This is a genomic window from Pseudomonas sp. 2822-17 (assembly GCF_002742485.1).
In the GTDB taxonomy this organism is placed as follows: domain Bacteria; phylum Pseudomonadota; class Gammaproteobacteria; order Pseudomonadales; family Pseudomonadaceae; genus Aquipseudomonas; species Aquipseudomonas cyclaminis.
In genome coordinates this window covers 1-240 of record NZ_LJRZ01000176.1, presented here as the reverse complement: position 1 = coordinate 240, position 240 = coordinate 1, and the positions used below count along the sequence as shown (strand labels likewise).

Here is a 240-nt window from a genome sequence, read left to right as displayed (position 1 = left end):
CATATTGCCATCGATGATTTCGGTACAGGATACTCCTCACTCAGCTATTTGCGAAAATTTAAATTTAATACGATAAAATTGGATAAATCCTTTATTAACGACATTCATACATCAGAAGACAACCAAGCTATCATTGAATTTATCATTCAGCTTTCGAGCCAGTTAAACATGAAGGTAGTTGCTGAAGGCGTGGAAATAGAAGATCAATATGCGTTGTTGAAAAAATTAAATTGTGATGAA

The 240-nt window shown here is 33.3% G+C and carries 1 protein-coding gene; it reads left to right on the top strand.

The genetic code is table 11. The features are described 5' to 3' along the window. Positions 1–240: EAL domain-containing protein (locus AOA60_RS34345; RefSeq protein WP_143522336.1), on the top strand; the 240-nt coding region annotated here is incomplete at both ends.